25 protein-coding genes and 4 tRNA genes are annotated in these 26,588 nt (G+C 64.0%); 24 read left to right on the forward strand and 5 right to left on the reverse strand.

Features of this window, described 5'->3' with window-relative positions; genetic code table 11:
• Positions 1 to 110: 110 nt before the first annotated feature.
• A complete protein-coding gene (locus tag HMPREF2785_RS03250; protein WP_070614246.1) occupies positions 111 to 1,043 on the reverse strand; it encodes a 1,4-dihydroxy-2-naphthoyl-CoA synthase in 933 nt (310 codons plus the stop codon).
• Between the two features lie 76 nt (positions 1,044 to 1,119).
• Between HMPREF2785_RS03250 and HMPREF2785_RS03255 the strand changes: the two genes are divergently transcribed.
• The 8 genes from HMPREF2785_RS03255 (at position 1,120) to HMPREF2785_RS03290 (ending at position 9,519) form a co-directional block, all read left to right on the forward strand.
• Entirely contained in the window at positions 1,120 to 2,295 is a 1,176-nt protein-coding gene (locus tag HMPREF2785_RS03255; RefSeq protein ID WP_070614247.1) for an AAA family ATPase, read from the forward strand.
• A gap of 53 nt (positions 2,296 to 2,348) precedes the next feature.
• Positions 2,349 to 3,311 (forward strand): o-succinylbenzoate synthase, encoded by a 963-nt coding sequence (locus HMPREF2785_RS03260; protein ID WP_070614248.1) that lies wholly within the window; start codon positions 2,349 to 2,351, stop codon positions 3,309 to 3,311.
• A gap of 62 nt (positions 3,312 to 3,373) precedes the next feature.
• Positions 3,374 to 4,954 (forward strand): SLC13 family permease, encoded by a 1,581-nt coding sequence (locus HMPREF2785_RS03265; RefSeq protein WP_070614249.1) that lies wholly within the window; start codon positions 3,374 to 3,376, stop codon positions 4,952 to 4,954.
• A 64-nt stretch (positions 4,955 to 5,018) separates the two neighbouring features.
• Positions 5,019 to 5,546 carry a hypothetical protein gene (locus HMPREF2785_RS03270; RefSeq protein WP_070421753.1) on the forward strand — a complete coding sequence of 176 codons (528 nt, stop codon included), beginning with the start codon at positions 5,019 to 5,021 and terminating at the stop codon, positions 5,544 to 5,546.
• A gap of 4 nt (positions 5,547 to 5,550) precedes the next feature.
• Positions 5,551 to 7,188: a 2-succinyl-5-enolpyruvyl-6-hydroxy-3-cyclohexene-1-carboxylic-acid synthase gene (gene menD / locus HMPREF2785_RS03275; RefSeq protein ID WP_070614250.1), complete on the forward strand. Its 1,638-nt coding sequence runs from the start codon at positions 5,551 to 5,553 to the stop codon at positions 7,186 to 7,188.
• Positions 7,189 to 7,220: 32 nt separating this feature from the next.
• Positions 7,221 to 7,637: a DUF3592 domain-containing protein gene (locus tag HMPREF2785_RS03280; protein WP_246815457.1), complete on the forward strand. Its 417-nt coding sequence runs from the start codon at positions 7,221 to 7,223 to the stop codon at positions 7,635 to 7,637.
• 5 nt (positions 7,638 to 7,642) lie between these two features.
• Positions 7,643 to 8,836 carry a glycosyltransferase family 4 protein gene (locus HMPREF2785_RS03285; protein ID WP_070614251.1) on the forward strand — a complete coding sequence of 398 codons (1,194 nt, stop codon included), beginning with the start codon at positions 7,643 to 7,645 and terminating at the stop codon, positions 8,834 to 8,836.
• A gap of 5 nt (positions 8,837 to 8,841) precedes the next feature.
• Positions 8,842 to 9,519, forward strand: a complete 678-nt coding sequence (locus HMPREF2785_RS03290; protein ID WP_070614252.1) for a metal-dependent transcriptional regulator — start codon at positions 8,842 to 8,844, stop codon at positions 9,517 to 9,519.
• Here the strand turns inward: HMPREF2785_RS03290 and HMPREF2785_RS03295 are convergent.
• From HMPREF2785_RS03295 to HMPREF2785_RS03305, 3 genes are read right to left on the reverse strand one after another with little or no spacing between them, the layout of a single operon-like run.
• Positions 9,420 to 10,343, reverse strand: a complete 924-nt coding sequence (locus tag HMPREF2785_RS03295) for a metal ABC transporter permease (RefSeq protein WP_070452444.1) — start codon at positions 10,341 to 10,343, stop codon at positions 9,420 to 9,422. The two genes, HMPREF2785_RS03290 and HMPREF2785_RS03295, sit on opposite strands and share 100 nt — an antisense overlap.
• Positions 10,340 to 11,065 carry a metal ABC transporter ATP-binding protein gene (locus tag HMPREF2785_RS03300; protein ID WP_034997179.1) on the reverse strand — a complete coding sequence of 242 codons (726 nt, stop codon included), beginning with the start codon at positions 11,063 to 11,065 and terminating at the stop codon, positions 10,340 to 10,342. Before HMPREF2785_RS03300 ends, HMPREF2785_RS03295 begins: the two co-directional genes overlap by 4 nt.
• Positions 11,062 to 11,982, reverse strand: coding sequence for a metal ABC transporter substrate-binding protein (locus tag HMPREF2785_RS03305; RefSeq protein WP_371325693.1), 921 nt, complete (start codon positions 11,980 to 11,982; stop codon positions 11,062 to 11,064). Before HMPREF2785_RS03305 ends, HMPREF2785_RS03300 begins: the two co-directional genes overlap by 4 nt.
• A gap of 159 nt (positions 11,983 to 12,141) precedes the next feature.
• On the opposite strand from HMPREF2785_RS03305, the gene HMPREF2785_RS03310 reads away from it, so the two are divergent.
• Complete coding sequence (locus tag HMPREF2785_RS03310; RefSeq protein WP_070452438.1) at positions 12,142 to 12,834, forward strand: demethylmenaquinone methyltransferase; 693 nt, start codon at positions 12,142 to 12,144, stop codon at positions 12,832 to 12,834.
• Positions 12,835 to 12,840: 6 nt separating this feature from the next.
• Here the strand turns inward: HMPREF2785_RS03310 and HMPREF2785_RS03315 are convergent, their stop codons facing one another.
• Positions 12,841 to 14,052 carry a geranylgeranyl reductase family protein gene (locus HMPREF2785_RS03315; protein WP_210386089.1) on the reverse strand — a complete coding sequence of 404 codons (1,212 nt, stop codon included), beginning with the start codon at positions 14,050 to 14,052 and terminating at the stop codon, positions 12,841 to 12,843.
• A gap of 95 nt (positions 14,053 to 14,147) precedes the next feature.
• Between HMPREF2785_RS03315 and HMPREF2785_RS03320 the strand changes: the two genes are divergently transcribed.
• From HMPREF2785_RS03320 to HMPREF2785_RS03390, 15 genes are all read left to right on the forward strand, one after another.
• Positions 14,148 to 15,164 carry a polyprenyl synthetase family protein gene (locus HMPREF2785_RS03320; RefSeq protein WP_070614254.1) on the forward strand — a complete coding sequence of 339 codons (1,017 nt, stop codon included), beginning with the start codon at positions 14,148 to 14,150 and terminating at the stop codon, positions 15,162 to 15,164.
• Positions 15,165 to 15,228: 64 nt separating this feature from the next.
• Positions 15,229 to 15,311: transfer RNA gene (locus HMPREF2785_RS03325), tRNA-Tyr, on the forward strand.
• 246 nt (positions 15,312 to 15,557) lie between these two features.
• Positions 15,558 to 15,630, forward strand: a tRNA-Thr gene (locus tag HMPREF2785_RS03330).
• A gap of 50 nt (positions 15,631 to 15,680) precedes the next feature.
• Positions 15,681 to 15,752, forward strand: a tRNA-Met gene (locus HMPREF2785_RS03335).
• 63 nt (positions 15,753 to 15,815) lie between these two features.
• A tRNA-Trp gene (locus tag HMPREF2785_RS03340) sits at positions 15,816 to 15,891 on the forward strand.
• Between the two features lie 21 nt (positions 15,892 to 15,912).
• Entirely contained in the window at positions 15,913 to 16,230 is a 318-nt protein-coding gene (secE, locus tag HMPREF2785_RS03345; RefSeq protein WP_070421763.1) for a preprotein translocase subunit SecE, read from the forward strand.
• Positions 16,231 to 16,341: 111 nt separating this feature from the next.
• Positions 16,342 to 17,229 carry a transcription termination/antitermination protein NusG gene (gene nusG / locus HMPREF2785_RS03350; protein WP_070421764.1) on the forward strand — a complete coding sequence of 296 codons (888 nt, stop codon included), beginning with the start codon at positions 16,342 to 16,344 and terminating at the stop codon, positions 17,227 to 17,229.
• A 170-nt stretch (positions 17,230 to 17,399) separates the two neighbouring features.
• Positions 17,400 to 17,828 carry a 50S ribosomal protein L11 gene (gene rplK / locus HMPREF2785_RS03355; RefSeq protein ID WP_070421765.1) on the forward strand — a complete coding sequence of 143 codons (429 nt, stop codon included), beginning with the start codon at positions 17,400 to 17,402 and terminating at the stop codon, positions 17,826 to 17,828.
• A 74-nt stretch (positions 17,829 to 17,902) separates the two neighbouring features.
• Positions 17,903 to 18,613, forward strand: a complete 711-nt coding sequence (gene rplA, locus HMPREF2785_RS03360; protein ID WP_070452428.1) for a 50S ribosomal protein L1 — start codon at positions 17,903 to 17,905, stop codon at positions 18,611 to 18,613.
• A 102-nt stretch (positions 18,614 to 18,715) separates the two neighbouring features.
• A complete protein-coding gene (locus tag HMPREF2785_RS03365) occupies positions 18,716 to 20,302 on the forward strand; it encodes a TIGR03773 family transporter-associated surface protein (protein ID WP_070614255.1) in 1,587 nt (528 codons plus the stop codon).
• Positions 20,299 to 21,822: an anchored repeat ABC transporter, substrate-binding protein gene (locus HMPREF2785_RS03370; protein WP_070614256.1), complete on the forward strand. Its 1,524-nt coding sequence runs from the start codon at positions 20,299 to 20,301 to the stop codon at positions 21,820 to 21,822. The genes HMPREF2785_RS03365 and HMPREF2785_RS03370 overlap by 4 nt, the downstream gene beginning before the upstream one ends.
• Entirely contained in the window at positions 21,819 to 22,658 is an 840-nt protein-coding gene (locus HMPREF2785_RS03375; protein ID WP_070614257.1) for a choice-of-anchor M domain-containing protein, read from the forward strand. Before HMPREF2785_RS03370 ends, HMPREF2785_RS03375 begins: the two co-directional genes overlap by 4 nt.
• A complete protein-coding gene (locus HMPREF2785_RS03380; RefSeq protein ID WP_070482140.1) occupies positions 22,655 to 23,404 on the forward strand; it encodes an anchored repeat-type ABC transporter ATP-binding subunit in 750 nt (249 codons plus the stop codon). The genes HMPREF2785_RS03375 and HMPREF2785_RS03380 overlap by 4 nt, the downstream gene beginning before the upstream one ends.
• Positions 23,397 to 24,257 (forward strand): anchored repeat-type ABC transporter permease subunit, encoded by an 861-nt coding sequence (locus HMPREF2785_RS03385; protein WP_070452416.1) that lies wholly within the window; start codon positions 23,397 to 23,399, stop codon positions 24,255 to 24,257. Before HMPREF2785_RS03380 ends, HMPREF2785_RS03385 begins: the two co-directional genes overlap by 8 nt.
• Positions 24,254 to 26,560: a choice-of-anchor M domain-containing protein gene (locus tag HMPREF2785_RS03390; protein WP_070614258.1), complete on the forward strand. Its 2,307-nt coding sequence runs from the start codon at positions 24,254 to 24,256 to the stop codon at positions 26,558 to 26,560. Before HMPREF2785_RS03385 ends, HMPREF2785_RS03390 begins: the two co-directional genes overlap by 4 nt.
• Positions 26,561 to 26,588 lie beyond the last annotated feature (28 nt).

Consider the following 26,588-nt stretch of genomic DNA (forward strand, 5'->3'; position numbering starts at 1 on the left):
GGTGGAGCCAAAAACCCGAAATAGTTCCCGAGCGGGGAACTATTTTGGGTGGGGGCCGCAGGGCCGCCGGGCCGCCAGCCCGGCAAAGTACCGCCGTACCCCCAAGAAGCCTAGTAGTAGAAGGGGAAGTCGTCCCAGCGTGGCGGGCGTTTCTCCAAAAACGAGTCGCGGCCTTCGACGGCTTCGTCGGTCATGTAGGCCAGGCGGGTGGCTTCGCCGGCGAAGACTTGTTGGCCCATGAGGCCGTCGTCGACAAGGTTGAAGGCGAATTTGAGCATGCGCTGCGCGGTGGGGGACTTGCCGTTGATTTCGCGGGCGACCTGGATCGCCTCTTCTTCCAATGAAGCATGCGAGGCAACGATGTTGACCGCGCCCATGCGCTGCATCTCCTCGGCTGAGTAGGTGCGGCCGAGGAAGAAGATTTCGCGGGCGAACTTCTGGCCGACCATCTTGGCTAGGTAGGCGGAGCCGTAGCCGGCGTCGAAGGAGCCCACGTCCGCGTCGGTCTGCTTGAACCGGGCTTCCTCGCGTGAGGCGATGGTGAGGTCGCATACGACGTGGAGTGAGTGTCCGCCGCCGGCGGCCCAGCCGTTGACCACCGCGATGACTACCTTGGGCATGGTGCGGATCAGGCGCTGGACCTCCAAAATATGAAGACGTCCGCCCTCGGCCTTCACGCGCGCCTCATCGACGGTTTCGGCGGTTTCGCCGCCGGCGTATTGGTAGCCGGAGCGGCCGCGGATGCGTTGGTCGCCGCCGGAGCAGAACGCCCAGCCGCCATCCTTCTCCGAAGGCCCGTTGCCGGTCAGCAGCACCACGCCTACCGACGGATCGCGCCGGGCGTGATCCAACGCCTGGTAGAGCTCATCCACGGTGTGGGGGCGAAACGCGTTGCGGACTTCGGGGCGGTCGAATGCGATGCGCACGGTGCCGTCGGCACGCGTGTCGCCCACGTGGCGGTGGTAGGTGATGTCCGTGAAATCGAAGCCCTCGACCTCGCGCCACTGGCTGGGGTCGAAGGGCTGGGCGGTGGAGTACTGCATGGGGGTAATCGTACTCACGCGTCCGCTTTATACCTCTTTATAACTAGCCCAACCTATAAAGAGGTATAAAGAGGCTATGGTTCAGCGCAGTCCGTACACACCTGGCGTGGTGGCCTCCACCATTTATGGCAGAGACCAAGTTCTTAGGGAGGCGAAGCGCGAGCTTTTCTTTATGGCTCATGATCCTGGGCTGATGGGGCAGGTGAAGGTCTACGTGGGACCCCGCGGCATAGGAAAGACCAGCTTGCTTCGAGCAGTTGAAGCAGAAGCTAAGGCTGAAGGCTTTGAAACCGCCTGGATTACAGCGGGGGACCGGCCACTTTTCAATGCCCTTTTGGACAAAATCGGCGAGATTGCTCGCAGCTGGAAGGATGAGGCTGGAGAAAAGCTGCTCGGGCTGTTGTCGTCGCTGCGGGTTGAAGCGTTTGGTGTTTCGGTTGGAGGATCTCAACCAGTTGAAGGCCTGAGGCCAGATGCGTCGGGATATGGAGACCAAATGCAGCGCGCGCTTGTTGATGCAGCGGAAACGATCCGGGGCAGGGCTAGTGGAATGGTTGTTTGTATTGACGAGATTCAGTCGGCTGATGCAGATGGCCTGCGCTCGCTTGCGTACGCGTGGCAGCAGATGCAGGCAGAAAATGCTGAGCTCCCTCTCGCCATCTTTGCAGCTGGGCTCAGTCATAGTCAGGATGTGATTACCGATGCTGTGAGTTTTGCAGAGCGCTTTAGTTATGTGCATCTTGAATCTCTGGACCGAGAACACGCTGAGGAAGCATTAGTACAACCGGCGAAGAAGAAGGGCGTGAATTGGTCTCCGGCCACGCTCCAGGAAGCTGTCCGTTTAGCAGGCGGCTACCCGTATTTCATTCAGGTTGTAGGCGATCTGGTGTGGCAAGCGGCCGATTTTCCGGACCCTGGCACTTTTATTGGCCTAGCAAACCTCAAACATGTAGCGGATCGATTCCAAGAAACTCAGTTGACCATGTTCCGCTCCCGGTGGCACAAAGCTACCGACGTGGAGAGGGAATTCATTAGCGCAATGGCTGAGGATCTAGAGCCACAGGTGAAGCGAGGCGATATCGCCGAGAGAATGGGCCGACCTACAACCGGAATCAGCATGGTCCGTAGATCTTTGCTTGACAAGGGATTAATCGAGGAAAGTGGTTTCGGCTACTTGAGGTTCACTGTTCCGGGGTTCGCCGAATTCGTGAGAAACGAGCGGGGCGGGCAGGAGCGTGAGGCTCGTGGTTGACGTTTTATACCTCTTTATAACTACCCCAACCTATAAAGAGGTATAAAGCACCCATGACCCCATCCGTTGACGAGATCCTCGAGCGCGCCCACGTTGTCGCGCTGCCCATGGCTGTGAAGTTCCGCGGCATCACCACGCGTGAGGCCTTGCTTATCGACGGCCCCGCCGGCTGGGGCGAATTCTCCCCATTCATCGAATATGCACCCGAGGAGTCCGCCGCCTGGCTGCGCGCCGGGCTCGAGGCGGCGTTCACCGGCCTGCCCGAAGCCCACGGCACTGTGGAGGTCAACGGCACGATTCCCGCGGTCGAGGACGTCGAGCCTGTGCTCGCGCGCTACCCGGGGGTTAACACGTTCAAGATCAAGGTCGCTGAGCCTTCGCAGTCGCTTGACGACGACATCCGCCGCGTCGCCGCGGTCCGTCGCCTCCGCCCCGACGCGCGTTTGCGTGTCGACGCCAACCGTGGCTGGACCGTCGACCAAGCCGTCGAAGCGGCGGAGAAGCTCGGCGAGTTGGAGTACATCGAGCAGCCGTGCGCCACGGTGGAGGAACTTGCGGAGGTGCGCCGCCGCACCAGCACCCCGATTGCTGCGGACGAGTCGATCAGGCGTGCCGCCGACCCGTACCGCGTGGCTGAACTGAACGCGGCGGACGTGGCGGTGTGCAAGGTCGCCCCGCTTGGGGGAGTGGCCAACCTGGTCACCATCGCGCGCGACCTGCACCTCGATGTCACTGTCGCTAGCGCCTTGGATACCGCTGTTGGGATGGATGCGGGGTTGATCGCGGCGAAGCTCACCGGTTCGCGTGCGGCGGGGCTGGCAACCCAGCGCCTGTTCGTGGAGGACGTTGCGGAGCCCCGCGTCATGGATAACGGCGAACTTGCTATCACCCGCACTACCCCCGATCCGGAACGCCTCCACGGGCTTCGCGCCCCAGGTGAGCGCAGGGATTGGTGGTTCGCCAGGGTCCGTGCGTGCATGGCTGTGCTGGAGCGGGATCCCTCTTTCCGGGTGTAATTGTCCGATTTCTTGTTGCATTCGCATGTGGGATCCGGGGGCAGTCGGCTAATCTTTCGCCCATGTCGACTCCCGTGATGCACGAATCTGCCTCGCTTTCAGAAGGCGAACTGGCAAAAGCGCCCGAACCTGGCGAGTGGCGCCGCCAACTTATCGGCCTGATCACCGGTGTGGTGCTGGCTGTTTTGGTGTATTTCTTGTTCCCTGCCAACGCTGCTGAGACGGTGTTGCAGTCCTCCGGTGCGAAGGAGGGGGTGGAGTACTCCGCGGACACGATGCGCATCGTCGCTGCCACCACTGTGTTGATGGGTGCGTGGTGGATGACGGAGGCCATCCCGCTGGCCGCCACCGCCTTGGTGCCGATTGCGGTGTTCCCGATCGCAGGTGTGGCTCCGTTTAAGGAAGTGTCCTCGCCGTACGCTTCGGCGACGATCTTCCTGTTTATGGGTGGCTTCCTCATGGCGCTGGGTCTGCAGCGTTGGAACCTGCACCGCCGTCTGGCTCTGGTGGTGGTCAAGATTGTCGGTACTTCGCCGAAGCGCATCATTTTGGGCTTTATGCTGGCCACTGGCTTTATGTCCATGTGGGTGTCTAACACTGCTACCGCTGTGGTCATGCTGCCGATTGGTACGTCGGTGCTCATGCTGACCGCGGACACGGTTGGTGGCATGAAGAACCAGAAGAAGTTCGCTACCGCGCTCATGCTTGCTATCGCGTACTCGGCTTCCATTGGCTCCCTGGCAACGCTGATCGGTACTCCGCCGAACGCGCTGCTGAAGGGCTACATGGAGGAGGCCCACGGCATCGTTATCGGTTTCGGTCAGTGGATGCTGGTCGGCCTGCCGGTCGCGGTTGTGTTCACCTTCATTGCTTGGTGGTTGCTGATCACGGTGTTCAAGCCGGAGGTTGACACCATTCCGGGCGGCAAGGAGCTGATCGACGATGAGCTGAAGAAGCTCGGTGCCTGGACCTTCCCGCAGGTTGCTGTGGGTGTGATCTTCCTCGTCGCCGCGCTTGCCTGGATTTTCATCCCGCTGGGCCGCAATCACTTTGGTTGGGATTTCCCGTACGATGACGCGATCGTCGGCATCATCGCCGGCATGCTCATGTTCATCATCCCGGGTACCTCTGACGGCAAGCGTCTGTTGGATTGGAAGACGGCGAATGAGATGCCGTGGGACGTGCTGATGCTCTTCGGTGGCGGCCTGTCCCTGTCGGCGATGTTTACCGCAACCGGTCTGTCGCTGTGGATCGGTGAGAAGGCGAAGGGCCTGGCGAGCCTGCCGATGTTCCTGCTCATCTTCGCCATCGCTGCGCTGGTGCTGCTGCTGACGGAGCTGACCTCCAACACCGCAACGGCTGCGACCTTCCTGCCGATCATGGGTGGTGTGGCCGTTGGTATCGGCCTGACCGAGGCGACCGAGATGAACGTTCTGCTGCTGGCTATCCCTGTTGCGCTGTCTGCAACGTGTGCGTTCATGCTGCCGGTGGCAACTCCGCCGAACGCGATCGCTTACTCGTCCGGTTACGTCACCATGGGCGAGATGATCAAGGGTGGTGTGTGGCTCAACGCGATTGCGTTGGTGCTCATCTCCCTGGCTACGTACTTCATCGCAGTACCTGTGTTTGGGCTGGTGCTCTAGGAGCATTCTGCTTATCGACGACGCGCCCCGGCAGTTCTCCTGCCGGGGCGCTAGTCTATTTGCCATGGATAACGAGACGAGACAGTACGGCCGTCCAGGCGACGAGCCGCAGCGCCCGCGCCCGAGGCAGTACTTCCCGGACCAGTCCGAACAACAGGCCCAGTACGACGATCAGTACTACCAGCCGCAATACCAGCAGTACGAGCCCCCGTACGAGCCCCAGTATCAGGAGCCGTACCAGCCGGAGCCGCAGAAGGGCTCGAGTGCCGCGTCGATTGCGCTGGGTGTGTTCGCAGCGTTGGCGTTCATTGCAGCTGTGGTGCTGTTTTTCCTGTGGCAAGGGGCGGCAGCGGATGCCAAAAAGCAGCCGTTGACGGAGACGGTCACCCAGACGACCACCGCGACGGAGACCACGACTACGACGACGACGAAGTTCCCGTCGATCTTCCGCGACCGCGAGGAAGCAACCTCGATGTTGCCGCCGGAGCCGCTGCCGGATGATGTTGAGATCCCGCGCGATGTTCGGGACAGTGCCCGCGATATTCTCGACCAGATCCGCGACGGCGCGGACCAGTTTCTCCAGGAGCAGTAGGTAGATGGCAACGGCTATGGAATTGGCTACGGCGGTGGCGGGGGTCGTCGCAAAGCATTGCACTGATGTGGTGATGAGCCCGGGTTCGCGCAACTCGCCGCTGGCGTACGCGCTGCTCGCGCGTCGCGACATCACGGTGCATATGCGTATCGACGAACGCTCCGCCGCCTTCACCGCCCTCGGCCTCGCACGCGTGCAGCGCCGACACGTTGGCGTGGTGATGACCTCGGGCACGGCGGTGGCGAACGCGTACCCGGCGATGATCGAGGCGCATATGTCGCACACGCCGCTTGCCGTGATCAGCGCCGACCGCCCGGAGCGCCTCGTGGGCACCGGTGCCAGCCAGACCATTTGGCAGCAGGGCATCTTCGGCCGCTACGCCGAGACCCAACAGGTGGCGGACGAGGCGGCGGCGGAAGCGATCTCGTTCGACGCCGGCCAAGTACACATCAACGTTGCGCTGGACACCCCGCTCGTGCCGGACGCGCTGCTAGAGCCGGTTGGCGAGCCGCGCCGGGTCGGCCCGGGCGTCCTCGCACGCGGTGCGCTCGCAGGCTCGGGCGCCGGGTTCGTCGACCATGGAGTCGTGGACATCGACCTGACCCGCGACACGCTGGTCATCGCCGGCGACGAGGCCTGGGAAGTACCCGGCCTGGAACACGTGCCCACCATCGCTGAGCCGACGGCGCCGACCCCGTTCCACCAGGTCCACCCGTTGGCTGCGCGGTTCTTCGCGCAGTCGGAGGTGGCCATCTCCCACGACGGGGGTGACTTCGCCGCGTCCACCAAGCCGGAACAGGTCGTTGTGGTGGGGCACCCGACGCTGCACCGCGACGTCATGGCGCTGCTGGCGGATCCGGACATCACAGTCATTGGCCTGTCGCGCACGGACACGTTTACCGGCCAGCCGGATCTGCGCGGCTCGCGCGTCAACGCCACGGGCCAGCCGACGGATACCTGGATCAAGATCTGTGAGGCAGCCGGCGAGGTCGGCGCCGACACCGTGCGCCAAGCCCTCGCCGAGGAGCAGTTCGGCTTCACCGGCCTGCACGTCGCCGCCGCCGTGTGCGACACCCTCGCGGTGGGCGACACGATGGTGCTCGGCGCGTCGAACCCGGTGCGCGATGCCTCCTTTGTCGGCATGCCGTTCGACGGCGTGGACACCTACGCCGCCCGCGGTGCCGCGGGTATCGATGGCACCGTCTCCCAAGCTGTCGGCATCGCCCTTGCCACCCAGGCACTGCGTGCGGACGAGATCCGCGCACCGCGCACCGTCGCGTTGCTGGGCGATCTGACGTTCCTGCACGACATCAACGGCCTGCTCATCGGGCCCGACGAGCCACGCCCTGGCAACCTGACCATCGTCGTGGCCAACGACGACGGCGGCGGCATTTTTGAGACCCTCGAGCCCGCCGCTGAGCCGGTCCGCGACGTGTTTGAGCGGGCGTTTGGGACGCCGCATGGGGTGGTCGTCGAGAAGCAAGCGCTCGCGTATGGGGCGAACTACCGCCGCGCCGAATCGCTTGCAGAGCTGCACGAGGTGCTGCTTGAACTTGAGGCCCAGCCCGACGGCATCACGATTGTGGAGGCCGTGACCACCCGCGAAACCCGCCGCGCACTTGCGCAGCGACTGGCCAAGTAATGCGCTGGCGCAGACGCGCACACCAAGCCGTCATGGCGCTCTACGGATGCGCCGTGCTCGGCTGTGTCGCCATGGTCGCAGGGCCCGCGCTTCACGACGCCCAAATCCACGCCAACCCCGGCCGCGGCGTAGCCACCGTCACCGACCAAACCCGACTCCGCACCTACGTGGAGTACGAAACCGAAGACGGCCGGCTCGTCTCGCCGAGGGACGGGGTGCTCTATCCCACCGGGCTTGGCCCCGGCCAACAGGTGTGGGTGACCTACGCCAAGAACAACACCGAGCTGGTCAAGGTGGAAGGCCGCGGGTGGGCGCTCTCGCTCATCCCCGCCCTGTCGGTGCTGGCCGTGGCGACGATTATCGCCGCCCTGGCCTGGCTCGCCGTAGGAAAAATTCACGTCCGGTTCAGCCGGAATTCGACCGAAGTTTCACGTCAACTGGGAGAGTAAACAGCATGCGAGTGGGAATCGTCGCCGAGTCCTTTCTGCCCAACGTCAACGGAGTGACCAACTCCGTCCTTCGCGTCCTTGAGCACCTCAAACGGGAGGGCCACGACGCGATCGTGATCGCGCCTGGCGCCCGCGAGTTCCAGGACGAAGTTCCTGACTACCTTGGCTTTGAGATCGTTCGGGTGCCCACCGTTATGGTGCCGTTGATCGATTCGCTGCCCATCGGCGTTCCCACCACCACCGTCACAGCAGCACTGTCGCAGTTCAAGCCGGACATCATCCACCTGGCCAGCCCGTTCGTGCTTGGCGGAGCGGGGGCGTTCGCGGCCCGCCAACTCGGTGTGCCCGCGGTCGCGCTCTACCAGACGGACGTGGCTGGCTTTGCCACGAAGTACCAACTGTCCACCCTGGCTACCATGGCGTGGGACTGGACCCGCACCGTGCACAACATGTGCGAGATGACGCTCGCGCCGTCGTCGGAAACGATCAAGGCGCTGGAGGAGCACAACATCAAAAATATCCGCCATTGGGGCCGTGGCGTGGATGCGGAACTGTTCCACCCGTCGAAGCGCTCCGACATCCTGCGCCGTTCGTGGGACCCGACCGGTACGAAGAAGATCGTCGGGTTCGTCGGCCGCCTCGCCGCGGAGAAGTCCGTTGACCGCCTCGCCCCGCTGGTTACGGACCCGTCCATCCAGTTGGTCATCGTCGGCGGCGGCCCGGAGCGCGAGGCGCTTGAAGAGGTTTTGCCCAACGCCGTGTTCACCGGCCCGCTTTCTGGCGAGGAGCTCGCCCGCGCGTATGCATCGCTCGACCTGTTCGTGCATACCGGCGAGTTTGAAACCTTCTGCCAGGCCATCCAGGAAGCTCAAGCCTCGGGCGTGCCCACGATCGGCCCCCGCGCTGGCGGCCCCGTTGACCTCATCGAGCACGGCGTCAACGGTTTGCTGCTCGACGTGGCCACCTTCACCGAGGAGCTCCCCGACGCAGCGCGCTGGCTTCTCGACGACACCCGCCACCCCGAACTCACCACCACCGCCCGGGAGTCCGTGGCAGATAAGACCTGGGAGGCGCTTGGGCAGCAACTCCTTAGCTACTACACCGAGGTGCTTGGCTCCTACGAGCGCAAGGTGATCCACCTGTTCGGCCGCGATGTTGCACTGCCTCGCTGGGTGCCGGTGAAGCGCAAAGTAGACTGACGGGCATGTCTGTCGGCGACCTGTCTACCAGCACTCAGAACTACCTCAAAGGCATTTGGGCCCTTTCGGAGTGGTCGGATGCGCCGGTGACGTCGTCGTCAGTGGCAAAGCACCTTGGGCTGCGGAAATCCACGGTGTCGGACGGGGTGCGCAAACTTGGCGAGCAGGGGCTTGTCACACACAAGCCTTACGGCACGATCGAACTGACCGAACTCGGCCACACGTATGCGGTGGCGATGATCCGCCGCCACCGTCTCATTGAAACGTTTCTGGTGGAAGCCCTCGGCTACACCTGGGACCAAGTGCACGACGAGGCGGAAAATCTCGAGCACTCCGTGAGCGACTTCATGGTGGAGCGCATCGACGCGTTTCTTGACCATCCCACCCGCGACCCCCACGGTGACCCCATCCCCTCAGCCAGCGGGCGTGTTGATGCCCCCGAGGCCGTCCCACTGACCGGCGTGCAGCCGGGCCAGAAAGCCACGATTGAACGCATTGCCGACGACGACCCGAAACTGCTGCAATTCTTCGACAGTCACGGGCTCGTCGTCGGCGCAACCCTCGAGGTGGGAGAGGGTGCCCCTTACTCCGGCGCGGTGGCGGTGCGGCTTGCCGGCGCGGCGGAGGCGGTGCCGCTCGGCGAGGAAGCCACAGATTCCGTCTTCGTGCGCGTAGATGCGTAACGACGACCGCGCAGCACCCCATGCGGGCCGAACAGATATACCACGGCAAACACCACACCCTGGGCGAGCACAATCATGCCGCCAGAGGCTGTGTCTAGGTAGTAGGAGCAGTACAACCCCACGATTGCACACGCCGCCGACATGGTCGGGGCGATGATGAGCATTGTGCCGAACTTGTTGGTGAGCAGGTAGGCGGTCGCGCCCGGGATGATCAGCATCGCCACCACCAGGATCACACCCACAGCCTGTAGCGCCACAACGGACGTCAGTGCCAGGAGCGCCAGCAGTGCCGCACCGAGCAGACGCGGATTCAACCCAATCGCGTGTGCATGGGTGGGATCGAACGCGTAGAGGGTGAAGTCGCGCCGCTTGAGCACCAGCACGCTCAACACGATCGCTCCCAGGATGGCCACCTGCAGCAGGTCCCCACGGGACACACCAAGCAGATTGCCGAAGATGATGTGGTTCAGATCCGTGTGCGAAGGGGTTACCGAAATGAGCACGAGCCCCAGCGCGAACATGGTGGTGAACACAATGCCAATGGCCGCATCCTCCTTCACCCGGGACGTATCGCGCACCAGCCCGATCAGTGCCACCGCAAGGAACCCGAACACCACCGCGCCGACGGCAAACGGCACGCCCAGAATGTAGGCCAGCACCACGCCGGGCAGGACAGCGTGGCTTACCGCATCGCCCATCAGCGACCAGCCAACCAACACCAGCCAGCACGACAACAGCGCGCAGACAATCGACGCCACCAGCGAGGTCGCAAGCGCACGCATCATGAACTCGTAACCAAACGGCTCCGTAAGCAGCGCAATCATGCTGACACCCCCATACCGAAGCCCTGCACCAAATTGTCCGGCTCTAACACCACTTCGGTCGGGGCGTGCATTAACACCCGACGGTTCAACAGCACCGTCTCCGGCGCGAGTTGCGGCAGGGCGACCAGATCGTGCGTCACCACAAAAATAGTGGTGCCTTCTGCCGCGAGGTCACGCAGCAGCTCAGTGATGGTGGCCTCGGAATGTTTGTCCACGCCGGCGAAGGGTTCGTCGAGAAGCATGATGCTCGCACCCTGAGCGATACCGCGGGCGATGAAGGCACGCTTCTTCTGGCCACCCGAAAGCTGACCGATCTGGCGGTCTGCGAACGACTCAAGGTGGGTGCGCTCAAGCGCGCGATCCACAGCCGCAATGTCCTCCGCACGCGCGTGGCGGGTAAAGCCCATGTGGCCGTAGCGGCCCATCATGACCACATCACGCACTGTGACCGGGAACTGCCAGTCCACGTCCTCGCTCTGCGGGACGTAGCCCAGCACCTGCGTCTTGCGGGCGCGCATGGGGTCGATGCCGTTGATACGAACCGTGCCGCGATCCGGCTTGACCAACCCCATGATCGCCTTGAGTAGCGTGGATTTGCCCGCGCCGTTCATCCCGATCAGCCCACAGATACGGCCTGGTTGGACGCTCAAAGTTGCGCCGTCGAGCGCGACGACGTCGCCGTAGCGCACCGCAACATCGTCAACCGCGATTGCGGGGATCACTGCTTGCCCCCGTTCAAACCGTCGATGATCACCTTCGTGTCGTGGCGAATCAGATCCAGGTAGGTCGGCACCGGACCGTTTTCCTCAGAAAGCGAATCGACGTAGAGGGTGCCGCCGTACTCCGCGCCGGTGGCCTTCACGACCTGCATCATCGGGGCGTTAGAGACTGTGGATTCGCAGAACACCGCTGGGACGTTGTTTTCCTTCACAAACTCGATCGCGCCGGCGATCTGCTGCGGGGTGGCTTCCTGCTCAGCATTGACTGGCCAGATGTAGCGCTCAGTTAGCTTCGCGTCGCGGGCCAGGTAGGAGAACGCGCCCTCACAGGTCACCAAGGCACGCTGCTTGTCGGGGACGGCGGCGAGCTTGGTCTCCAGCTCGTCTTGCACAGCCTGCAGTTCGTTTTTGTATTTCTCGCCGTTGGCCTTGAAGTCTGCGGCGTGTTCCGGGTCGAGTTCGCTGAACGCGTCAACGATGTTGTCCACGTACTTCTGCACGTTCACCGGGCTCATCCACGCGTGCGGATTGGGCTTGCCGGCGTAGGCGTCCTCGGCGATGTCGATCGGCTCGACACCCTCGCTGACCACGGCGTGCGGCACATCCAGATCGGCGACAAACTGGGCGAACCAATTCTCCAGGTTCATGCCGTTATCCAAAATCAGGTCCGCGTCGGCGGCACGAGAAATGTCGCCGGGGGTGGGCTCGTAGCCGTGGATCTCCGCACCAGGCTTGGTGATGGATTCCACCTTGAGGTGATCGCCCGCAACGTTCGCGGCGATGTCCTGGATCACGGTGAACGTTGTGAGCACGACAGGGGTGTCTTTGCCGCCTGCTGCATCAGTGCTTTCTTCAGAGCAGCTCGCCAGGCCGAGGGAGAGAGCAGCCGTAGCGACGAGCGCAAGCACTTTGGTTTTCATCATGTCGTTCCTTTGCGTTGGGAGCGTGGAGGGGAGCAGGCAATCTGTGTGCCCACGCTGGCGAATAATAAAGTTCGGTATGCCGAACTGGCAAGTGGCGTAAGGGCGTACAGCCTACTTTTGTGGGTGGCGAAGTAGACCGAAGTAGACTGACCAACCATGGCCAAGGCGGATCTGGAGAAAAAGCCCTTCGACGTTGCTGGAATGTTCGACGACGTGGGCAAGAACTACGACAAGACCAACACCGTGTTGTCGTTCGGGCTGGACAAATACTGGCGACGACGCACCCGCGAACGCCTCGAACTCAAACCAGGGGAGAAGGTGCTCGACCTCGCCGCCGGCACCGCCGTATCCACCGTCGAGTTAGGTAAATCCGGCGCGTGGGTCGTGGCGTGCGACTTCTCCCAGGGCATGCTGGCCGCCGGCAAGGACCGTAAGGTGCCCAAGGTGGTCGGCGACGCGATGTACCTTCCGTTTGCCGACAACACCTTCGACGCGGTGACCATCTCCTACGGGCTGCGCAACGTCCATGATTTCGAGGCCGGCTTGCGCGAAATGGCGCGTGTGACCAAGCCCGGCGGGCGCCTTGTGGTCAACGAGTTCTCCACCCCCGTCATCCCAGGATTCCGCACCGTGTACAAGGAATACCTGCCACGTGCTGTGCCGGCGCTGGCCAAGGTATTTTCCTCCAACGCGGAGGCCTACGAGTACCTTGCGGAATCCATCCGCGCATGGCCCAACCAGGAGGAGCTTGCCGCGGCGATCAACGCCAACGGTTGGGAAGACGCCGGCTGGCAAGATCTCACCGCCGGTATTGTGGCGCTCCACAGCGCCGTGAAGCCGCTCGACTAAGCCGCGCTAAGCGACGTCCCAGAGCGGGGCGTTCTTCGGCACCACGCGACCTGCCGCGCGCCACACGCGTGCGACCAGGTCGCGGTCGTCTTCCTGCACCAGGTTGCCCATCAGGCGCGCCGCTGCAGGCATGAGGTAGCGGCCGCCCAGACCGCGCAGCGCCACCGGGCCAGCCAGCGGTAGGAACTGCGGGTAGGTCAGGAGACGGGCGAGGGTGCGAGCCAGCGTGAACGCGTCGCCGTAGTGGCTGCGCAGCAACGCCGGCCACGCAAGCGTGAGGTCGCCACCCGCGTTGATCAACTCGACCGCCAGCACTGCGGTTTCCAGCCCGTAGTCGATGCCCTCGCCGTTGAGCGGGTTCACGCACGCGGCGGCGTCGCCGATAAGCACCCAGTTCGGGCCCGCAACGCTGGACACCGCTCCGCCCATCGGCAGCAGCGCAGAGGTCACCGCCTGCTCCGGGCCGAGGTTCCACGCCTCGCGCTGCTGTGCGGCATAGTCGGCGAGCAACTTCTTCGTGTTCACCTTCGCCGGGCGCGCATCGGTGGATAAGGCTCCGCAGCCGAGGTTCACGGTGCCGTCGCCAAGCGGGAAGATCCAGCCGTAACCAGGCTGAATCACGCCATCCGCGTCGCGCAGCTCCACGTGCGAATGCATCCACGGCTCGTCCGAAAACGGCGATTCGCAATACGAGCGTGCCGCAATCCCGAATACCTCCCCTTTGTGCCACTCGCGTCCCAGTTTCTTGCCAAAGGGGGAGCGCACGCCGTCGGCAACCACGACCCACTTCGCGCGTACCGAGCCCTGATCCGTCTTCACAGCACTGATCGCGCCGCCGGAAAACTCCACACCCGTCGCGGCGCAGTTCTGGCGGATGGTGGCGCCGGCGGTGCGGGCTTCGTCGACAAGCATTGCGTCAAACACCGTCCGAGGAGCTGCAGAGCCTTCACCGCGCGGCCAGGGCGCCTCGACGTCGCCGCCGTAGCCGTGCAACTTCAACCCCTTGTTGCGATACGCGGGTACCTCCAGATTGAGTGCCTCGAGCGTCTCCACCGCACGCGGGGTCAACCCATCGCCGCAAGTTTTGTCGCGGCCGGGACCCTGGGCGTCGAGAAGCAAAGTCTGCAAACCCGAACGCTGCGCCGCAATCGCCGCCGCCGAACCAGCCGGTCCAGCACCCACAACCACAAGGTCGAAATACTCAGTCACGCAACTGATTGTGCCAGCGCCACCCGCTGCTACAGAACCAAGGGCATGTGGGCTACGGTAGGTGCGTTATCCATGTGCCCCTCCAACCTGCAAGGACGTTATCGATGACGTACGGCACCACCCCGTCACCCCGCCACGGATTCAAGATTGACCTTGGCGACGACGCACTCAACACCCGGCTCAACACCGGGCTAGAAGCGGTGGAGGACCTCCTCATGGCCGAACTTTCACGCGGCGAAAAGTTCCTCACCGACAAAGTCACCCACCTCGCCGCAGCCGGCGGCAAACGCTTCCGCCCCATGATGGCGCTGCTGTGCGCCGAGTTTGGCCCCAACCCGCGCGCCCAAAACGTAATCAACGGCGCCACCGTCACCGAAATGGTGCACCTGGCCACGCTGTATCACGACGACGTCATGGACGAAGCTGAACGCCGCCGCGGCGTTGAGTCCGCCAACGCGCGCTGGAGCAACACCGTCGCCATCCTTGCAGGCGACATCCTGTTTGCCCACGCCTCACGCCTGATGAGCCGAATGGACCTGGCCACCGTCGAGCACTTCGCCGACACCTTCGAGGAACTGGTCACCGGCCAGATGCGCGAAACCGTCGGCGCACAAGGCACCAACCCGGTTGAGCACTACCTGAAGGTCATCGACGAGAAAACCGGCGTGCTCATCGCGTCCGCCGCCTACCTGGGCGCGCGGCACTCCGGCGCGTCCGACGAGGTGGTCCAGCGTTGCGCGCGCATCGGCGACGCCGTGGGCATGGTGTTCCAGATCGTCGACGACATCATTGACATTTTCTCCGACCCCGAACAATCCGGAAAGACCCCAGGCACCGACCTGCGCGAAGGCGTATTCACCCTGCCAGTGCTCTACGCGCTCGAAGAGGACTCCGAGGCCGGCGAAGCCCTTCGAGGGCTCCTCACGGGCCCGCTTACCGACGACGCCGACGTCACCCGCGCCCTCGACCTCCTGGGTCAGACACGCGGCCGTGAACGCGCCCTCGAAACCGCTCGCGGATACTTGGACATCGTCGAGCGCGAACTCGACGAGTTGCCCGACATTCCCGCCCGCGAAGCGCTGCGCACTATGACACGTCTCACCGTCGAACGCGTAGGATAACCAGGCGATTTGCCTACATTACGGTGGCGTGATGTAAGGTAATCCCCGCACTTCAAACGTGCACGCCAGGTTGCCCGAGCGGCCAAAGGGAGCGGACTGTAAATCCGCCGGCATTCGCCTTCAGAAGTTCGAATCTTCTACCTGGCACAGGCACACCCCGCCGATCCCCATCACGGATCGGCGGGGTTTTTCGCTGTGCGGTGCTGTGGTTCTGCGGCTGCAGGGCGGTAGGGAGTGATGGCCTATGGCGTAGGTTATGGAGCGGTTTATGTCGTCGATAAGCATGTGCAAAAACATGGGCTGTACTGGCGATTTGTGTTTATAAACGATATCGGGTTAATCTTCTCAAGGCTTCAACGGAGCGGGTCGCAAGATCCACAACAAAGAGGCTGTGCCCCCTTAGCTCAGTCGGCAGAGCGTTTCCATGGTAAGGAAAAGGTCGACAGTTCGATTCTGTCAGGGGGCTCTGTTGTTTGCTGGGGTCCTTGCACTTCGTGCGAGCGTCAGTGAACACATGGCGGTGTAGCTCAGTGGTAGAGCAAGCGACTCATAATCGCTGTGTCGAGAGTTCAATTCTCTCCATCGCTACTCACCTCAAACGGACGCCACAAGCGCCCGTGGTAGGGTTAGGCGCACCGAATAAGGTGCCCTAGGGGCGTGGCGCAATTGGTAGCGCAACGGTCTCCAAAACCGTAGGTTGCAGGTTCGAGTCCTGTCGCCCCTGCCAAAACAACCTGGAGGAGTTTTCGTGACTAACCCCAACGGTCAGAATGCCGCACAGCCAACCGGCAAGCGCCAACTGCGAGGGGTCTCGCCCGTGTCCTCCGACGGGTACGAAGCAAAGCGCACCCCCGTCAATGCCGACGAGGCCGAGGAAAAGACCACCAGCATCGCAACCTTCCCGGGCGAAGTCGTCTCCGAGATGAGCAAGGTCATCTGGCCGACCGGCAAGCAGATGCTGAACTACACGCTGATCACATTCGCGTTCCTCATTGTGCTCACCATCCTTGTCTGGGGTACCGACACCCTGGCTTCCATGGGGATTCGTTGGATTCTCATCCGATAAGTACAATTTCACGCGTAACGTTTCCCGCCTCCTCGAACACCGAGGGAAGGCGGGATACTTTTTGCCCCGGTAACCTTGGGGCACACCCGCGAACATACGAGGAGAACAACCATGACTGAGGTAAACGAGGACGTCAACGGCGCGATCGAAAACAACGAGCAGGAAATGATCGACGAAGGCGCGCCCGTCGACCCCTCCACCGACCCGGTCATCCACGGCGACTCCGACCCGGCCGGCACCAACGAGCAGGATGACAACGCCGAGGCGACCGAGGGCGCGGAAGCGCCGGAGGCAGAGGGCGCTGAGGCCGCGGAGGGCGTTGAGGCCCAGGACGCTGAGGCTACGTCCGACTTCGACGCTGAATACCGCAAGCGCCTGCGCGAGTACACCCGCGAACTGAAGAAGCAGCCGGGCGAGTGGTACATCATCCAGTCCTACTCCGGCTACGAAAACAAGGTGAAGACCAACCTGGAGATGCGTAGCCAGACCCTCGAGGTCGAAGACTCCATCTACGAGGTCGTCGTGCCTGTCGAGCAGGCGCTGGAGAAGAACAAGGACGGCAAGAACAAGCTGGTCAAGCGCAAGCTCCTGCCGGGCTACGTCCTCGTGCGCATGGACATGAACGACGCCGCATGGTCCGTGGTGCGTGAAACCCCGGGCGTGACCTCGTTCGTCGGTAATGAGGGCAATGCCACCCCGGTGAAGCACCGCGACGTCGCCAAGTTCCTGCTGCCGAAGTCCGCCGCGGCCGGCGCGAAGCCGCAGGTCGACGCCGAGGGCGACACCGTTGTGCCGTCGGCGGAGGAGGCGCCGAACAAGGTCACCCACGACTACAAGGTCGGCGAGGCCGTCACCATCCTCTCCGGTGCACTGGCGTCCGTGTCCGCCACCATCAACGCCATCGACCCGGAGACCGGCAAGATCGAGGCGCTCGTGTCCATCTTCGGCCGCGAGACCCCAGTCGAGCTCACCGCCGATCAGATCGAACGCATCATGTAAGCGCATTTTGCTTATCGACGACGCCCTGGCGTAACCTATCTCGTCGCGTGTGTTTTGCGCACACGCGACGTTTTCGTTTTCTCATCCCCGGTGGCTGGGAAAAACCCGGCATCCGGAAGCCTTACCGCTGTTCATCGCGGTGGCGAGGCTGTAACTAGGAGGTAATTGCGATGGCTAAGAAGAAGGTCACTGGCCTGATCAAGCTTCAGATCGAAGCTGGTATGGCAAACCCGGCCCCGCCGGTCGGTCCGGCACTTGGTGCACACGGTGTCAACATCGTTGAGTTCACCAAGGCATACAACGCTGCGACCGAATCCATGCGCGGCAACATTGTCCCGGTGGAGATCACGGTCTACGAAGACCGCTCCTTCGACTTCATCCTGAAGTCCCCGCCGGCTGCATCCCTGCTGCTGAAGGCTGCAGGCCTGCAGAAGGGCTCCGGCGTTCCGCACACTGACAAGGTTGGCAAGGTCACCTGGGAGCAGTGCAAGGAAATCGCCGAGACCAAGAAGAACGACCTCAACGCCCGCGACATCGAGGCTGGCGCCGCGATCATCGCTGGTACCGCACGTTCGATGGGTATTGACGTCGAGAAGTAAAGCGCACCTCGTCGCTTTACGTGGAAGGGCCTTCAGCCAGGCCCGCCAACCACAACTCCTGAAAGGAATCAAACATGGCTAAGAAGTCCAAGCGCTACATTGAGCAGCTCGCCAAGGTGGACCGCGACGCGTTCTACCACCCGCTGGATGCGGTGACCCTGGCAAAGGAGACCGCTTCCGACAAGTACGACGCAACCATCGACGTTGCGATGCGTCTGTCCGTCGACCCGCGCAAGGCCGACCAGCTGGTCCGCGGCACCGTCAACCTGCCGCACGGCACCGGTAAGACCGTCCGCGTCGCAGTCTTCGCTGAGGGCGAGAACGCCACCAAGGCGAAGGAAGCAGGCGCTGACATCGTCGGCACCGACGAGCTCATCGAGCAGATCAACGCTGGCCAGCTCGACTTCGACGTGGCTATCGCTACGCCGGACCAGATGGCTAAGGTCGGCCGCGTTGCTCGCGTGCTCGGCCCGCGTGGTCTGATGCCGAACCCCAAGACCGGTACGGTCACCCCGGACGTCGCTAAGGCGATCCAGGACTCCAAGGGCGGCAAGATTGCCTTCCGCGTGGACAAGGCATCGAACCTGCACGCAATCATCGGTAAGGCTTCCTTCACCCCGGAGCAGCTCGCTGAGAACTACGGCGCGCTTCTCGACGAGGTCGTTCGCCTCAAGCCGTCTTCCGCCAAGGGTGTCTACCTGAAGAAGATCACCGTGTCCGCAACCCAGGGCCCGGGCGTTCCGGTTGATACCTCTGTGGAGAAGGACTACGCCAAGAAGGCATAGTCTTCCCGCAACGATTTCGCGCCTCGGTGGTTCACCGGGGCGCTTTTTCGTGTCTGGGGGTAGTGCTTTGTCGCAACGCTTAATGGAAGTAGTATTCGTTAAGTGTTGAAAACGGTTACCAATAGTCTTGTGGTTGTCTGCCTCGCCGCCTTGCTCACCCTGTTGACGTGTGGCGTGGCACTGGCGGATCCCGCCCGTTTTGATCGGGGCCACATCGATGTCTTCAACGTCACCGCCGACGGTGGCAGCCTGACTTTGGACCTGCAGGAGGACGTCACCGGCTCCCACGTGCGCCGCGCACCCGAGGATGTCGATTTGGTTGTCGGCGAGGCGGCCTACACCGACGAAACCGCCAACGTCCCAGAGATCGGCGAGCCCGGCTACCTGCTGCCACAGACCCAACGTGCCGACCTGCTGTGGCCCGGGTGGGACACCCAGGGCGTGCGCGAAGGTGGCTTCGGTCGCGTCGACATCGAGTTCCGCGAGGTCTCCGGGCCAGGATCCGTCTACCTGTTCCAGACGGGAAGCTTCGGCTCCTTCCAGCCCGTGCTTGATAGCGACCAGCCGCAGCTCTCCTCAGGATCCCGCATTGTTCAGGACGACCCGTCCCACGTCCACGCGAACTGGCTGTTCACCCAGCCAGGCGTGTACACCATGAAGGTTGTGGCAACCGCGGACGGCGCCGAGTCCAACGAGGCGGTGTACACGTGGCACGTCGGCGACGCGAGCGCCGAGACCGGTACAGACCGCGCCAGCGCCGAAACCAAGGCCGACACGAGCACCGGCACGTCCCACAACGACGCAACCAACAGCGCAGCCGCGGTTTCCACACCCGCTGCCTCGAAACCGGTAGCCCAGAAGCCGGCGCCCGCAGCAGCGCCCGCGGCCAAGCCGGCGCCCGCGACCACTGCAGCTGCGGCGAAGAAATGCACACCCGCGCTGCGCCCGATGATCAAGGACGACCGCAACGTGCCCGCCACCTGGAAGCGTCCGGAAGACCTTGTGTTCGGGCTTGGCAACGCGGCGGAGGCGGACCTGTCCCAGGCGGTCGGCCCAGTGCCTGCCGGCAAAGCGTGGATGATTGGTGCGACACAGCAGGACAACGTGCCGTGGCTGGGTGCGAACACGCAGCACGAGTCGCTCATTGAACACACCACCGGCGAGGTCACCTGGGAAGTAACAAACTTCAACGGCCCCGGCCCAATGACCGTGTTCACCCAGGGCGGCCTGGGGCAAGTGGTGGGCGAGGAGTGGTTCACCGCAGAGAATGGTCGCGGCTCCGGCAGCCACACGATCCCGGCGAACTCGCACGTGCACCCCAATTGGGTGTTCGGGGCACCCGGCACGTACAAGGTGACCATCCGTCAGACCGCCACCACAAAAGGCGGGGAGAAGGTCTCCGGCGAGGCCACGCTGACGTTCAATGTCGGCGAGACCGGCAACGCCGATAGCGGCCACTTCGATTTCGGCTCCATGTTTGACCCAGAAGGCAGCTGCAGCGCCGGAGCTGCAACGGCACAAGGCAGCGACGCCGCACGCTCAGGTGACCTCGCAGAGACCGGCACCACAGTGATGACCGTGCCGTTCGCCATCCTGGGCCTCGGCGTCGCGGTGTTCGGCGCGGCGATGTGCACGCTGGACACTGCCTTGCGACGCCGCCTGATCGCCCTCGCAGGAGCCTCGAAGTGAAGCGCGCCAAAGCTATAGCGGCCCTCGGGTTGGTTGCGGGTCTGGTGGGCTGCGCGCAGGCGGACGATGCGGTGGATGATGGCCGGCTGCGTGTGGTGGCGTCGACAAGCATTCTCGCGGATGTCGTGCAGAATGTCGCCGGCGATGCCGCTGACGTCACCCCGTTGATGCGTCGCGGCGCCGACCCGCACTCGTATGAGCCGACCCTGCACGCCACGCGCGACATCGCCTATGCGGACGCCGTGTTCACCAACGGGCTGTTGCTGGAGCCGCAAGCATTGAGCCGCACGATCGAGTCGACGGCGCGACCCGACGCGCGTGTGGTGGCGCTCGCCGAGCAGACGCAGCGCTACGGCTACGCCCCGATCCCGCTGGTCGAGGACGCGAGCTTGGACACCGTGTGGTTGGGCCTGCGCTTCGAGGGTGACCTCCCCGCCACCGCCGTCACCGAGCTTTCGCTTGTCGACGCCACCGGCCCCGGCAAAGCTTTCGCCTTCATCCTCGGCACGTTTGGCACACCTGAGTTGCTCTTCGACTCCGACGGCGGCTCGACCATGCTGCCGGCGGGTGCGCACACGCACGTGAGTTGGGCCTTTTCAGCGCCGGGTGTGTACGAGTTGCGGCTGCGCGCGTCGGTGCGCGACGCGGTCGATGCGCCGGAGCGCAGCTCCGCCGAGCAAACCGTGACGGTGGTTGTCGGCCAGGACCCGGCGCAGGTCGCGCCTGGGAAGGTGGCGATCGAGCATGGTCACGTGGACATCGCCACGCTTGTCGACGACACCACCACCCACCTGACGCTTCGCACCGACGACCACAGCCACCCCGGCCACACCGACATCAACCCCGCCGATGCCGTCGTTGTCGTACCCACAACCACCCTGCAGCCGATCCCGCCACAGCGCGAGTTCCGCTTCCTCGGCAACCCGGACGACGAGACCTACCTGCTGCCGCAGGCGGTACTCGGCCGTCACGTGCACGGCGAGCTAGACCCGCACATCTGGCACGACCCGGCCGCGATGAAAGCGGTGGTTGACGTGGTGCGCGACGAACTGTCCGCCATCGACCCGTCACGCGCCAGCCAGTTCGCGGACAACGCCAAGCGCTACCAGTCGCTTCTCGACGACACCGACCGCACCGTCCGCGCCATGTACGACTCCATCCCCGAAACCAACCGCAACCTGGTCACCACCCACCACGGCTACGCCTACCTCGGCCGCGCCTACGGGCTGCGCATCGCAGGCTTTGTCACCCCGAACCCGAGCGTGGAGCCGAGCCCCCGCGACCTGCTGGCACTCTCGCGCACCTTGGACAACCTCGACGTGCCGGCCGTGTTCGTCGAGTACGGCAGCGAACAAGAAACGCCTGTGCTCACCCAAACGGCCGCCCAGCACGGGGTGAACGTGTGCCCGATCTGGGGCGACTCTCTCGACCCGCCCGGTCAGGGGCCGGCGCAAACGTATGTGGACTTTGTGCTGGCCAATGGGTCGTCGATTAGTAACTGCTTGAAAGGACAACAATGAAAAAGATTCCAGCCCTCATCACCGCCGCCATGATCGCGGCCGCACCCGCAGCAACCGCCCAGGTACAGGACAACAACCCCGCCCTGCAACAAGTCGTTGACGCCAACGAAGCGATCGCCCCGGAAGGGGAGCGCACCGTCATCGACGCAGGCCACGTCGACCTCGGCCCCATGTTCGTGGACGACAAACTGCAATTCCTCGTTCGCGACGACACCCATGAGCCCGCCATGTGGCGCCACCTCAACGACGTCGTCTTCGCCGTCGGCGACGCCGCCAAGCAAACCCTGCCCGACACCAACGACTTCGACTTCACCGGCGCCAAACCAGGCTCCGACGTATGGGTCGTGCCCCAAACCGAAGTCGCAGGCGTGCCATGGCTGGGCTGGAACTCCCAAGCCCCCTCGCTGCTCGAGCGCTCCACGTCCGGCATGAGCCTCGAATTCGCCGGCCACGACGGCCCTGGCGACTTCTCCCTCTTCGTCCAACCCGGCGGCTTCCACGAACCGCAGCAACTGTGGAACTCCCGCACCGAAGGCGACCAGTCCATGTGGGTCGAACCCAACACCCACACCCACGCCAACTGGGTGTTCACCGAGCCGGGCGTGCACCTGATCAAGGTGCGCGCGAAGGTGGAGGACACCGACGGCCAGGTGCACACCGACGAGCAGGTGCTACGCCTTGCGGTCGGCGTTGACCCGCAGGAGGCGTTCGACGCGGAGTTTGCGGGCGCCGGGGAGGGGGCGTCGTCGTCAAGCAATGTGCTCCTGTTCGCAGGCTTGGGTGTGCTCGTCCTGGCGTTGGTGGCGTTCGCGGTGGTGTGGGGGCGTCGTAAGTGATCACAATCCGCGACCTTGCCGTGTCCTACCCGGGACGTGAAGTGTTTCAGGGCGTGGACGTCACGCTCAACGGCGGCGAATTCACCGGCCTGCTCGGGCCGAACGGCGCAGGCAAAACGACGCTGATGCGTGCGATGCTCGGGCTCGTACCCGCCGACGCAGGCACCGTCGAGACGACCGACTCGCGTCCGATCCGCGACGTCGTCGGCTATGTGCCTCAACGCCACAACGTCGCGTGGGATTTCCCAATCGACGTCTACACCGCCACCCTCAACGCCACGCTTGGGAAGCGCCCCTGGTACCGCCGCGCTGGCGAACGCGACCGCATGTGGGCGCAGCGTGCGCTTGAGATGGTGAACCTTGCAGACCTCGCCGACCGCCCCATCAGCGACCTGTCCGGCGGCCAGCGCCAACGCGTGCTCATCGCGCGTGCTTTGGTGCGCCGTCCGCGCATGCTGCTTCTCGACGAACCCTTCACCGGCCTCGACATCCCCACCACGGAACATTTGCTCGGGCTGTTTCGTGAGCTCGTCGATAAGGGCCTGGGCGTTGTGATGTCCACCCACAACATCGTCGAGGCCGTCGAATCCTGCGACCGTCTCATCCTGTTCAAAGGCGGCATCGTGGCGGATAGCCCGACGCGCCTGCTTAACGACGACACCCCCTGGATGCACACCTTCTCCGTCGGCCCCGACTCACCGTGGCTACGAGGCGTGCGCGCACACCTGGAGGCCGCCCATGCCTGAGATTTCCTTCCTGCAATTCCTCGCCGACATGGCGAACCCACAACTGGCATTTCTGCCACGTGCGCTGGGCGCCGCCGTGATCGCTGCGGTGCTCTGCGCGGTGGTCGGGTGCTTCGTGGTGCTGCGCGGCATGGCGTTCATCGGCGACGCCGTTGCGCACGCGGTGTTTCCCGGCATCGCCGTCGCCTTCGCCTTGCAGACCTCGGTGCTGCTCGGCGGCGCGGTGGCGGGGGCGTTGGTGGCGGTGCTGATCGCGGTGATGTCGCAACGCCGCACCATTAAAGAAGACTCCGTGATCGGCATCGTGTTTACCGCCGCGTTTGCCATCGGCCTGGTGATCATCTCGCGGGTCGAGGGCTACACCGCCTCCGTGAGCTCGTTCCTGTTCGGCTCGCTCACCGGCGTTGGCGTGCGCGAACTGGTGGTCAACGCGGTCGCTGGCGCCATCATCGTCGCCATTGTGGTCGTCCTGCGCCCGTGGCTGACCGCCGTCGCTTTGGACCGCGAAACCGCCCGCGCCATGAACCTGCCCGTCGCCGCGTTGGACCTCGCGCTGTATCTCAGCGTGACGTTCGCCGTTGTGCTCGCCGTACAGACCGTGGGCAACATCCTGGTCGTCGCACTGCTGATCACCCCGGCTGCCGCCGCGCGCCTGTTCACCGACCGGCTCGACACGATGATGCTCATCGCCGCCGCATTCGGCGTGGTTGGCAGCGTCCTGGGCGTGTGGCTGGCGTGGGCCTACGATTCCCCAACCGGGGCGACGATCGTCCTTTCCGTCACCGCCCTGTTCGCACTGAGCTGGCTGTTCGCGCCGCGTCGCGGAGTGTTCGCGAAGGTGGTGCGGGCATGAAGTTGAACCGACTTGTGACGCTGGTCGTCGCTACGCTTGCGTTTGCTGTGGCACCACTGGCGCAGGCGAGCAGCGAGCACAAACCCGGCGACCCCGGCCACAGCGTGACCCTCGACGCGGACGTCGACCACCCGTGCGCCGGCCGCAAACTGCTCTACCACTCCCACAACGACGCCCTCTACGGCACGCGCTCCGGCGGCAAGCTAGCGGTGATGGCGGTCGACGGCCAACAGGTCACCTCCCAAGACTCGGTGTGCTTCCGCCTCGCCCCAGACGCGGACGCCGACGGCAACGACCTGTCCAAACTCACCATCCCCGACGACGGCACCCTCGACTTCCTCGGCCTCCGCGGCAGCGAAGTGTGGGCAGCGCCACAAAGCGTGGACTGGACCGACAACTGGCGCCCCATCTGGTCAGGCCTCGGCGCATTCGACCCCGCCCACGAACTCGACCCCACGTCGATCCCCACCAACTTCAAAGACGACGTCATGCACTTCGACCTCGTCGACATGGATGCGCCCGGCGACATCAACGTCATGTTCACCAGCCGCGTCTACGAACCGGAGCGACTGTTCGACTCCTCCAACCCAGACATGCGCACCATCACCTACGAAGTCGGCGGCCACGGCCACTTCACCTGGACGTTTTCCAAACCAGGCATCTACGCGCTGACGTGGCAAGGCAGAGCCGAGCGTACCGACGGCACCACCGAACGCTCCGAACCCATCACCCAATACTGGCTTGTCGGCGACGACGCCACCGTCGGCCTCCCCGAAGGCACCACCACGGGGCTGCGCACCCCAAAATCGGCATCCACACCCACTGACGCGCAACCGACCACGTCGGCGACCACCACGGCGACCACCACGGCGACCACCACGGCACCGACCTCACCAAAGGCCTCCACGTCGGCGCAGCCAACCACCGCGCCAACTCTTGCGCCGACACCGACCTCGCCAAAGGCCTCCACGTCGTCTAGCACGTCGGCGCAGCCAACCAGCACGCAGCCCAAGCCGGCACCAGGCACCTCCACGCCCAACGCCGCAGCGAAGGAGCGCGCGCTAATCAAGGCGGGTCATATGGATATGGCCTTGGTGGGGGAGGGGTCGTCGTTAAGCACAGTGCTCATCGATGATTCCGACCCCCTCCACCCGGCGCACCGACCCTCCGGCAGCTTCATCTTCGCCGTGCCCGACAGTGCGCGCACCGACCTGCCCGATAGCGTGCGCGACAGCTTCCCTGGCAGCCCAGCGCAGATGTGGATCCTGCCGCAAGCACAGGACAAGAACCTGCCATGGCTGGGCTTTTCCACCACGGGAGTGCCCGCGAGCGCGATTGAGGAAGGCAGCCGGATCACGGTAAGCATGCGCGACGTCACCGGTCCGGGCCGCCTGATGACATGGCACGAGGATCTGCGAGGCCTGCGCATCGAACTGGATTCGGGCGACCCTTCCAAAACGCTCCAATACCCGGTTAACGCTCACGACCACCAGGGCTTTGGGTTCACCGAGCCGGGCATCTACACGGCGACGTTCGTGTATTCCGGCACCACGCGTGACGGTGAGGCGTTTGAGAAGGAACTCGTCGCAACGTTTGCAGTTGGCGACGACGCCATCACCAACGCCCCAACCAATCCCGATGACACCGATAGCGCAGGCAGCACGGGCAACGCGGGCAAAAGCCTGAACGTCCCGCAGGCGTTGGCGGCGGGTCTGCGGCAGGTGGAGAAGGAGATCAAGAAGTTTGGCGACGCCATCGCGCCCGCCGCAAAACCGTCCACGAAGCCGTCTGCGCAGGCAACCACACAGCGGGCGACACGGCCGACGACACGGCCGAGCAACCAGGCAACTTCGCGCCCCTCGCGCACCGCTGCACCTGCGGCCCCGGCAACCACTGCCCAGTCGGCCCAGTCGGCCCAGTCGGCTCGATCGGTGAGTACTGCGCGTGCTGCACAGGCTGCACCTCGCAGTCAGGCGGCGGCTCAATCCTCGGCGAAGCAGTCTCCGACGAGGCGTGCGCAGGCAAGCCGTGCAGCGTCATCGCAACTATCGACGAGCACTAGCGCCCCCGCCACAACCTCCGCCCCTTCGCCGGAGCCCTCACCTGAGTCTGCGTCCGATGCTTCGGGCAGCGGGATTCATGCCGCGCAGCCCGTCGAAGGCACGAGCAACTCCGCGACGGCCGGCGGCTTCTGGGCTGGCCTCGCGATTGGTGTTGGCATCATGGCGCTCATCGGCGGCGCAGTACTGTTTGTTGCCGCGCTGAAATTGCTCCGTCGCGCTGAGCGGCACGACGAGCACTAGCCGAAGAGTTGGTCCATTGCCCCGCGGT

Source organism: Corynebacterium sp. HMSC067D03, from assembly GCF_001811185.1.
Classification (GTDB): Bacteria; Actinomycetota; Actinomycetes; order Mycobacteriales; family Mycobacteriaceae; genus Corynebacterium; species Corynebacterium coyleae.

What these genes read in the sequence shown, in the direction of transcription:
- HMPREF2785_RS03280 (WP_246815457.1), top strand. Translation starts at nt 7,221, where the DNA reads ATGGCGCTCTACGGATGCGCCGTGCTCGGCTGTGTCGCCATGGTCGCA.
- rplK (WP_070421765.1), top strand. Translation starts at nt 17,400, where the DNA reads ATGGCTAAGAAGAAGGTCACTGGCCTGATCAAGCTTCAGATCGAAGCT.
- nusG (WP_070421764.1), top strand. Translation starts at nt 16,342, where the DNA reads ATGACTGAGGTAAACGAGGACGTCAACGGCGCGATCGAAAACAACGAG.
- HMPREF2785_RS03320 (WP_070614254.1), top strand. Translation starts at nt 14,148, where the DNA reads ATGACGTACGGCACCACCCCGTCACCCCGCCACGGATTCAAGATTGAC.
- HMPREF2785_RS03260 (WP_070614248.1), top strand. Translation starts at nt 2,349, where the DNA reads ATGACCCCATCCGTTGACGAGATCCTCGAGCGCGCCCACGTTGTCGCG.
- rplA (WP_070452428.1), top strand. Translation starts at nt 17,903, where the DNA reads ATGGCTAAGAAGTCCAAGCGCTACATTGAGCAGCTCGCCAAGGTGGAC.
- HMPREF2785_RS03270 (WP_070421753.1), top strand. Translation starts at nt 5,019, where the DNA reads ATGGATAACGAGACGAGACAGTACGGCCGTCCAGGCGACGAGCCGCAG.
- HMPREF2785_RS03375 (WP_070614257.1), top strand. Translation starts at nt 21,819, where the DNA reads ATGAAAAAGATTCCAGCCCTCATCACCGCCGCCATGATCGCGGCCGCA.
- HMPREF2785_RS03295 (WP_070452444.1), bottom strand. Translation starts at nt 10,343, where the DNA reads ATGATTGCGCTGCTTACGGAGCCGTTTGGTTACGAGTTCATGATGCGT.
- HMPREF2785_RS03250 (WP_070614246.1), bottom strand. Translation starts at nt 1,043, where the DNA reads ATGCAGTACTCCACCGCCCAGCCCTTCGACCCCAGCCAGTGGCGCGAG.
- HMPREF2785_RS03305 (WP_371325693.1), bottom strand. Translation starts at nt 11,982, where the DNA reads ATGAAAACCAAAGTGCTTGCGCTCGTCGCTACGGCTGCTCTCTCCCTC.
- HMPREF2785_RS03385 (WP_070452416.1), top strand. Translation starts at nt 23,397, where the DNA reads ATGCCTGAGATTTCCTTCCTGCAATTCCTCGCCGACATGGCGAACCCA.
- HMPREF2785_RS03310 (WP_070452438.1), top strand. Translation starts at nt 12,142, where the DNA reads ATGGCCAAGGCGGATCTGGAGAAAAAGCCCTTCGACGTTGCTGGAATG.
- menD (WP_070614250.1), top strand. Translation starts at nt 5,551, where the DNA reads ATGGCAACGGCTATGGAATTGGCTACGGCGGTGGCGGGGGTCGTCGCA.
- HMPREF2785_RS03390 (WP_070614258.1), top strand. Translation starts at nt 24,254, where the DNA reads ATGAAGTTGAACCGACTTGTGACGCTGGTCGTCGCTACGCTTGCGTTT.
- HMPREF2785_RS03255 (WP_070614247.1), top strand. Translation starts at nt 1,120, where the DNA reads ATGGTTCAGCGCAGTCCGTACACACCTGGCGTGGTGGCCTCCACCATT.
- HMPREF2785_RS03265 (WP_070614249.1), top strand. Translation starts at nt 3,374, where the DNA reads ATGTCGACTCCCGTGATGCACGAATCTGCCTCGCTTTCAGAAGGCGAA.
- HMPREF2785_RS03290 (WP_070614252.1), top strand. Translation starts at nt 8,842, where the DNA reads ATGTCTGTCGGCGACCTGTCTACCAGCACTCAGAACTACCTCAAAGGC.
- HMPREF2785_RS03285 (WP_070614251.1), top strand. Translation starts at nt 7,643, where the DNA reads ATGCGAGTGGGAATCGTCGCCGAGTCCTTTCTGCCCAACGTCAACGGA.